The organism is Parasphingopyxis sp. (assembly GCF_052168275.1).
GTDB lineage: Bacteria > Pseudomonadota > Alphaproteobacteria > Sphingomonadales > Sphingomonadaceae > Parasphingopyxis.
Genome location: NZ_JBQLZM010000013.1, coordinates 22,135 through 29,635 on the forward strand (window position 1 = coordinate 22,135; position 7,501 = coordinate 29,635).

The window sequence follows — 7,501 nt, forward strand, 5'->3', positions numbered from 1 at the left end:
TCAGCTCTTGCCGGCCCGGGCCAGTTCGGCTTCGAGCCGCTCGATCTTCGCCTCGAGCGGATTCTGCATGATCACCGGCGGATTGACCGCGCCGGCCGGGAAATAGCGGTCGCGCGATCCGGCATAGACCATCGCCGGATCGTCCCAAGATCCGAAATAGGGCAGCTCCGCGGGCGGTGCGTCGGCGACATGCTGGGCGCAATAGTCGTCGAAGGACAGGCTCTCGGCGAGCCGCTCCTTGCGCACATCGTCGCGCGCGGCGGCGGTCGCCTCCCGGTCGACGATCCGCGTTTCCGGATCGAACACGACGCGATAGATGCGCCAGGCGACGTCTTCGGACACGAGATCCTCCTCGAAATCGCGCATCACGTCCTCGGGATCGCGCTCGAGCGGATCGCCGAAGCCGCCGCCCGTGCCCTGCGCGATCATGTAGAGCTCGCCGCGTTCGGCCAGCGCATAGGGCAGGAACATCGGATGGGTGCTGTACGCGCCTTCCTCGAACGGCCGCTCGTTCATCAGCTCCTCGATCGAATAGCGGAAACTGGCGGGATCGCTCTGCATCTTCTCGAACACGTCGACGCCGGAAATGCGCGATAGCGGATAGGTGGGGCAGCCATAGCCGCCGAACAGGCCCGGCACGTTGGGGAATTTGGACCCGATCGCGGTCAGCATGAAGCCCCAGACCGGGCTGTCGCGCAGCGCGAGGATCATCTGATAGCCCATCCCGCCGCGCTGGCGGCCGAAGCCCTGATTGTCCTTCATCAGCTTCTTGGAGACGAGCTGCACGAACGGCATCTCCTCCTCCATGAATTCCTGCTCGCCAATATCGGCCATCGTCGCGAAGATCGGCGCGCAGCTGTGCTGGCCGTCGCGGTCGGGCAGCGCGCCGCCGCCCATGCCGTTGATGTCCGCGCAGACATTGCCGACCATCTCGCCATGCTGGGTGACGCCCCCGAACAGGAAGGTGTTGATCATGTTGAACCAGGGCGCGAGCACCCGGGTATATTTGTGCGGTACCGAATAGAGGAACTTCATCACCGAGACCTGGGCGACGCTCCACGAGGTGAAGACCGACATCATGCTCTGCGCGTTCGGCGTGCCGAAATCGGGTTTCAGGATCGAGCGCTCGTCGAAGACGAACTCGATCGGGTTGAGCACCCCCTGGTTGCGCGGCAGGTCCGGCCAGACATAGGTCAGGAACAGCTGCGCCAGCATGCCCTTGAGCGTGATGTCGAGCGAGTTGTTGGACCGGTTGGTGAATTCGGGCGACGAGCCGCGATAGTCGAAGATCAGCGTGTCGCCCTTCTTGGTGAGCGCCAGGTTGATCTTGATCAGCGCATTCTCGCGCAGGGTGCCGTCGGTCCACCAGCTGTGGCGCACCGTGCCGTCGGGCCATTCCTCGAGCCGGCGGCGGACCTCGGTGTCGGTGTCCTCGAGGTTCGAACGCAGGCAGGACACGACCGCCTCCAGGCCGAATTCGCGGATCGCCTCGTGGATTCGCTGTTCGAGCCGGCGGCAGGTGAACATCTTCACCTTCATGTCCGAATATTGGAGCTTGGGCTCGCGCACCGAATTCTGGAGGAAGGTCACGATATCGCGGCGCAAGGTGTAGTTTTCCGCGACCTTGAACGGCGACATCTTCAGCCCCTCGTCCCAGATCTGTTCGGCCATCGAGGGCATGCCACCGGGCTCGATCGCACCATTCTCGCCCTCATGGACGGTCGCGCCGGCCCAGGCGACGAGCTCGCCCTCCCAGAAGACCGGCATCATCATCGACTGGTCGGTATTGTGCGCCTGGCCGTAGCGCGCGTCGTTGACGAGGAAGACGTCGCCTTCCTTCACGCCGACCGTCGGCTCGCTGGTCCAGTATTTGTTGATGAACTTGATCGGATACTGGACGAGATTGCAGAAGATGACGACGCCGCCGGTGCTCGCCAGGCTGAGATCGCCCTTGGCGGTGAAGATCGCCGACACGCAGTCGCCCCATTTCGCGCCCGGCGCCGCGCCCATGCTTTCGAGCATGTCGAAGCTCTCGTTGGCGCCCGCGAGCAGCCGTTCGCGGACGATCTCGAGCCGCGCCGGATCGCTCTCCGCCCCCATGCACCGGTCCTCGAGCGGAGTGCGCTCCTCGATGCCGTGATTTTCCATGATCGCCTTGTCGGGCGCGAGGAACAGGCTCGCGTCGCGCAGGAATTCGCTGACGCCTTCGTCGGGCGTTTCTCCCGCGGCCCCGCCGGGCGCGTCGGACGTATCGAGGGTCATGGCCGTTCTCCGCTGTTGGTATCGAGGCGCTCGAGCCAGCCCGCGCCATAGTCGCCGATCGCGAGCCGCCAGCCGGGCTCGACGAGGAAGGTCATCGATTCCGAGACCACGACCGCGGGGCCGGCGACGAGCATCGCCGGTTCGAGATCCTCGAGCCGGTAGAAGCCGGTTTCGACGGGTTCTTCGTGATCGACGAAATGGCAGGCGCGGCGCTCGACGGGTTCGGGCGCCGGACGCAGCCTGTCGGCGGCGGGCAGCACCTTCTTGAACTGGAGCTTGGGGGTGCGGACATAGGAGGCCACGCGGATCGTGTTGACGCGAATGCCCGCTTCCGGCGCCTGGCTGCCCTCGCCGAACCGCTTGCCGTAGTCGCGGCCGAACAGCTCGATCAGTTCGAGCAGTTCCGCGCTGCTCGTGATCCGGTTGCGGCCGACGACGACCGCGGTCTGGGCGAGCTGGTTTCCGTAGCGCATGTCGAGTTCCAGCCGGTGCTCGATATCGGCGTCGGCATAGCCCTGGCGCTGCAGGTCGGCGCGGCCCCGCGCCTCCAGCCCCTCGACGATCGCGTTGAACGCGTCGAAATCGTCGAGCAGCGCCCGGGTCACGCTGTCGTAGATTTGCAGGTAGAGCGAGCGTTCATGGATATGGAGCTGGTCCATATTGCCCGCGCCGACCGCCGAGAAGATCGAACTGAACGGCGGCACCAGAACCTTCTCGATCCCGATGGCGTTGGCGATGCCGCAGGCATGGAGCGCACCGTTGCCGCCATAGGCGAGCAGGGTGAACTGGCTCGGCTCATATCCCCGCGCGCGCAATTCCTGCGCGATGCCGTTCGCCATGTCGTGATCGATCTTCTGCTTGACGAGCTTGGCGGCGGCGATCTCGTCGATGCCGAGCGGCTTGGCGACATTGCGCTTGAACATGGCCGCGGCGCGCTTTTCGCTGAGCGCGATGCGCCCGCCCGCATAATTGTCGGGCTCGAGATAGCCGAGCAGCAGGTCGGCATCGGTCACCGTCGCCTCGCGCCCGCCCTTGTCGTAACAGGCCGGGCCGGGATCGGAGCCCGCGCTGTCCGGGCCGACGGCGACGGTCCGCCGCAACCGGTCGTAGCGCGCGATCGATCCACCCCCCGCGCCGAGCGTGACGAGATGGACCATCGGGATGTTGACCATCCAGCGGTCGATCACCGGATTGAAATCGTAGAATTTGACCCCGCCTTCGACGACCAGCCCGATATCGAAGGAGGTGCCGCCCATATCGCTGCACACGATATTGCCGAGATCGGTCTCCGCGGCGAGATGCTCCGACGCGCCGATGCCGGCGACCGGCCCCGAATGGATCGTCTGGAGCGCATCGGTCGAATTGAGCTGCGCCATGCCGCCCGAATTGTGGACGACCTGCATCGGGCGCTCATGCCCGTTCTCGCGCAGGTTCAGTTCGAGCGTCGACAGGCCCAGATACATCGCCTTGTGGAGAAAGGCGTCGAGTATGGCCGAGGATGTCCGCGCATATTCGCCTTTCCGGCCCGCGACGAGATGGGCGAGAATGATCGGCGCCGAGCCCAGCATATGCTCGGGATATTCGGACCGGATGAGTTCCTCGACGCGCAGCTCGTGCGCCGGATTGACGACCGAATTGACGAGGCTGACGACGAAGGCCTGGGCGCCGCGGTCGACGAGCGTCCTGACCTGCGCGCGGACATCGTCCTCGTCGAGCGCCATGATCACCTCGCCGCGCTCGGACATGCGTTCGCGCACCCCCGCGATCATCGGGATCGGCACGATCGGCGCGGGCCGCTCGGCCATCGGCAGATCCTTGCGATAGCGATCGGGCAGGCCCTCGCCGTAACCGCGCCCGCGGCTCAGCGGGATGCTGCTCTCGAAACCGGCCGTGGTGATCAGCCCGACCGCCGGGCCGCGCCGTTCGATCAGCGCGTTGGTGCCGAGCGTCGTCGCATAGCGGACGCTGTCCACCTCGCGCATGACCTCTTCCAGCGAAACGCCGACCTGTTCGAATGCCTGGCCAAGCGCCGCATTGAAGCCGAGCGCCAGATTCTGGTGCGTCGTCAGCGCCTTGGCGGAGACGTAATCGTCGCCCCAGACGAGAAAGCAATCGGTGAAGGTGCCGCCGATATCGACCGAAACGCGCTGCATCAGCCGCCTCCCTTTTTGTGATGATGCGGCGGCGCGACGAATTCCGGACCGAGCGCCGGCTCGGCAAGCGGCTCGCGGTCCGCCCATTGGGCCTTGAGCGCATCGAGATCGAAATCGATGTCATGCGCGGGCGGATGGCCGGGCGGCAGATATTCCGCCTCGATCTGCCGGGCGCAATGCGGGCAGTAATATTCGACGATCCGCACCCAATCGGGGTCGGGCGCGAAGGTGAATTCATAGCGGTCGGGATCGATGATCGGCGCGTGGATCTCGCGCGGGTCGCGCGGACGGACACGCAGCCCCTTCTTGTAGTTTTCCCGCGCCGATCCGAGCCCGGCGTCGCAGCCGGTACAGATCCACTGCTCGCTTTCGAGATCGATCGCGAGGGCGTCGGTGATGAAGACACGCATGGTCAGGCTCCTTCCCGCTCGACGAGGAGATCGTGGTTTCCGGTAATCGCGAAGCGCCAGCCCGGGCGGATCCAGGCCGTGAAGAACTGCTCCTCGACGAGACACGGGCCGCTCGCGCCATCGGCGGGCGACAATGCTTCGAGCCGGTAAAGCGGCATGCCGCCCATCGCCGCCCGCTGCTCCGTCGACGCCGCTTCGCTCTCGGTTGACTGGCTTGCCGGACCGAGCGCCGTCGACGGGATGGCGCGAACGACCTCGAGGGTAACCAGGCCGGCGGCATCCGCAGGCGCCTGGTCCAATGGCAGCGATTGCGCCTCGTCGCCGGACCCGACGAGCGCGCGCCATCGCAATTCGCATTCGTCGAGCGCGAACCCCTCGCTTTCCATTGCGCGCGCCGCGCGCTTTTCGAGAGCGCTGCGCGCCCGCTCGACCTGATCGGGCGCGAAGGCCGAAACGGGTTCCGCATGATCGTGGCGGACCGGGCTGAAGCCGATGCCGAAGGCGCTGAACACGGCGGCGAACCGCGGAACGAGGACGCGGCCGATATCGGCTTTCTCGGCGATGCCGCACGCGCTCATCGGCCCGGCGCCGCCAAAGGCGATCATCGCGTCGATTGCGCCGTCGCCGGCCAGATCGGCGATGGCGTGGGCGATCTTCCCGTCATAGGCCTGCATCGCCGAGGCGATCGCCTGATCGAGATCGATGCCGAGCGGATCGGCGATATGGGCGCGCACCGCCTTTTCGGCGCGCTCCCTGTCGAGCGTCAGCTTGCCGCCGAAATAGCTGTCGGGATCGAGGATGCCGGCGAGCAGCATGACGTCGGTCATCGTCGCTGCCGTGCCGCCGCGGCCGAAACAGGCGGGGCCCGGCAAGGCGCCCATGCTTTCCGGCCCGACCCGGATCTCGCCCTCGGCGACCGACAGGACCGAGCCGCCGCCGACCGCGACGCTCCGCACATCGGCAACCGGAAAGGCGATCGGCGCGCCGTCGACGTCGCCGAATCGATGCTCGGCCACCTCCCCCTTTTCGAATATCGCGAGGTCGGTCGTCGTGCCGCCGATATCGATCGAGACGAACCGTTCGAACCCGTAATGGCGCGCCAGCACCGCCGCGCCGACGGCGCCGCCGCGCGGTCCCGACGAATAGGTATGGAGCGCGATGGTGCGCGAAACCCGGGTCGACCCGCCGTCGTTGCGGAAAACGAGCAGCGGGTTGCGGATGCGGTGCCGCCGCAGCTTGTCCTCCGCATGATGGAGAAACTGTTCCATCGACGGGTGGAGGAAGGCGTTGACCAGACCTGACCAGGCGCGGCGGACCGGGTCGGCGCCCGGGGCGAGGTCGGTCGAAAACAGCAGCGGGACGGCCCCGAGAAGATGCCGGGGGAAGGCCGCGTAGAGGGCGCGCCGGAGATCGGCTTCGGCGTCCGGAGCCCGATCGCCGTCGAGACAGATGACCAGCCGGCTCGCGCCGTCGGCGATCAGCGCGCGTACGGACTGAACCGCTTCCAGGGTCGAGACGCCGTCGATCGCCGCCCATCGCGTATCGACCAGCCCGGCGAAAAGCTCCGGCGCGGCCTCGCGGATCGCGGTCGCCTGGGCCTCGTTCGCGACGAGGAGCCCGAGCCGCGGCCCCTTGCGCTGCGCGATGGCGTTGGTGCCTTGCGTGGTCGAGTAGCGGAGATGGTCGATCGCGGCGACGAGCTGGACGAGATCGCCTTCCCATCCGAGATTCTCGCCGAGCGTTTCCAGCCCCGCCATCAGGCATTCGGTCAGGTCGTGCGGCGTCGTCAGCGTCTTCGCATGGACGACCCTCTCGCCGTCAAAAGCGCATATGTCCGTCAGCGTACCGCCATTGTCGATATTGACCAGCAGGCCCATAACCGCACTCTCCCCCGAACTTCGGGCGGGTCGTCCCACCCCTTTTGATCGTTCGAGAGAATCACCTGACGCAGCGCCGAGCGCACGGCCCCACCCGGGTGGGTAGGTCGGCCGGCTAATCGATCAGCTTGAAGTGCCGCGCCGCCTGGACGGCCTGCATCCGGTTACCCGCGTCGAGCTTGGCGAAGATGTTCCGCAGGTGGAATTTGACCGTGTTCTGGGAAACCGAGAGCCGGTCGGCCAGATCCCGGTTCGAATGGCCCTTGGCGAGAAAATGGAGAATGTCGATTTCGCGCGGCGTCAGGCTTTCGCTCGGGCCCTCGATCGCCAATTCCCGGTCGTCGTCCTCGTCGTCCTGTCCGATGCTGCCGCCTTCGCCAAGCTTGACGAGCGTCTTCACATATTGCGCGACATCGTCCTCCGCCCATTGCGGCGCCGTCGCGAAATTCTCGCTGGCCAGATGGTTGAGCATCCGGATCGCCGCCGGTCCCTCGTCGAGAAAGATGCGCTGCATGCGGCCGGGCGCGGCCAGTTCGACCGCCTCGATCATCATCCGCCGCGCATGGGCGAGCTGCCGGTCCATCTCCAGGCTGATCGCCAGCAGCGTCTTGAGCCGGATCAGCCGGCGGACCCGCCGTTTGACCGATGCCGTGCGGATTTCGGCCTGGAGCACCGCCCGCGCTTCGGCGTGCTGGCCGCTATGGACGAGGAAGCGGGCATAGGTGATCCGCTGCGCTTCGAGCTCCCCGCTGACGAAGATCAGCTGCCCTTCGGTCGGCAACCGCGCATCGGCGCCGAG

At 66.4% G+C, this 7,501-nt stretch carries 5 protein-coding genes; all 5 read right to left on the reverse strand.

Translation table 11 applies throughout. The features are described 5' to 3' along the window. Positions 1 to 2,262 (reverse strand): hydantoinase B/oxoprolinase family protein, encoded by a 2,262-nt coding sequence (locus tag ACTS1X_RS01325; protein ID WP_442612588.1) that lies wholly within the window; start codon positions 2,260 to 2,262, stop codon positions 1 to 3. After that, positions 2,259 to 4,415 (reverse strand): hydantoinase/oxoprolinase family protein, encoded by a 2,157-nt coding sequence (locus ACTS1X_RS01330; protein ID WP_442612589.1) that lies wholly within the window; start codon positions 4,413 to 4,415, stop codon positions 2,259 to 2,261. Before ACTS1X_RS01330 ends, ACTS1X_RS01325 begins: the two co-directional genes overlap by 4 nt. Then, positions 4,415 to 4,825 (reverse strand): acetone carboxylase subunit gamma, encoded by a 411-nt coding sequence (locus ACTS1X_RS01335; RefSeq protein ID WP_442612590.1) that lies wholly within the window; start codon positions 4,823 to 4,825, stop codon positions 4,415 to 4,417. Before ACTS1X_RS01335 ends, ACTS1X_RS01330 begins: the two co-directional genes overlap by 1 nt. A 2-nt stretch (positions 4,826 to 4,827) precedes the next feature. Continuing rightward, the gene (locus ACTS1X_RS01340; RefSeq protein WP_442612591.1) at positions 4,828 to 6,702 is read right to left on the reverse strand and encodes a hydantoinase/oxoprolinase family protein; all 1,875 of its coding nucleotides are present in this window, start codon (positions 6,700 to 6,702) and stop codon (positions 4,828 to 4,830) included. A gap of 115 nt (positions 6,703 to 6,817) precedes the next feature. Beyond that, positions 6,818 to 7,501 (reverse strand): helix-turn-helix transcriptional regulator (locus ACTS1X_RS01345; RefSeq protein WP_442612592.1); only part of this gene is annotated, 684 nt, incomplete at its 5' end.

Coding starts and splice junctions, on each gene's coding strand:
- ACTS1X_RS01325 (WP_442612588.1), bottom strand. CDS start 2,262: ATGACCCTCGATACGTCCGACGCGCCCGGCGGGGCCGCGGGAGAAACG.
- ACTS1X_RS01330 (WP_442612589.1), bottom strand. CDS start 4,415: ATGCAGCGCGTTTCGGTCGATATCGGCGGCACCTTCACCGATTGCTTT.
- ACTS1X_RS01340 (WP_442612591.1), bottom strand. CDS start 6,702: ATGGGCCTGCTGGTCAATATCGACAATGGCGGTACGCTGACGGACATA.
- ACTS1X_RS01335 (WP_442612590.1), bottom strand. CDS start 4,825: ATGCGTGTCTTCATCACCGACGCCCTCGCGATCGATCTCGAAAGCGAG.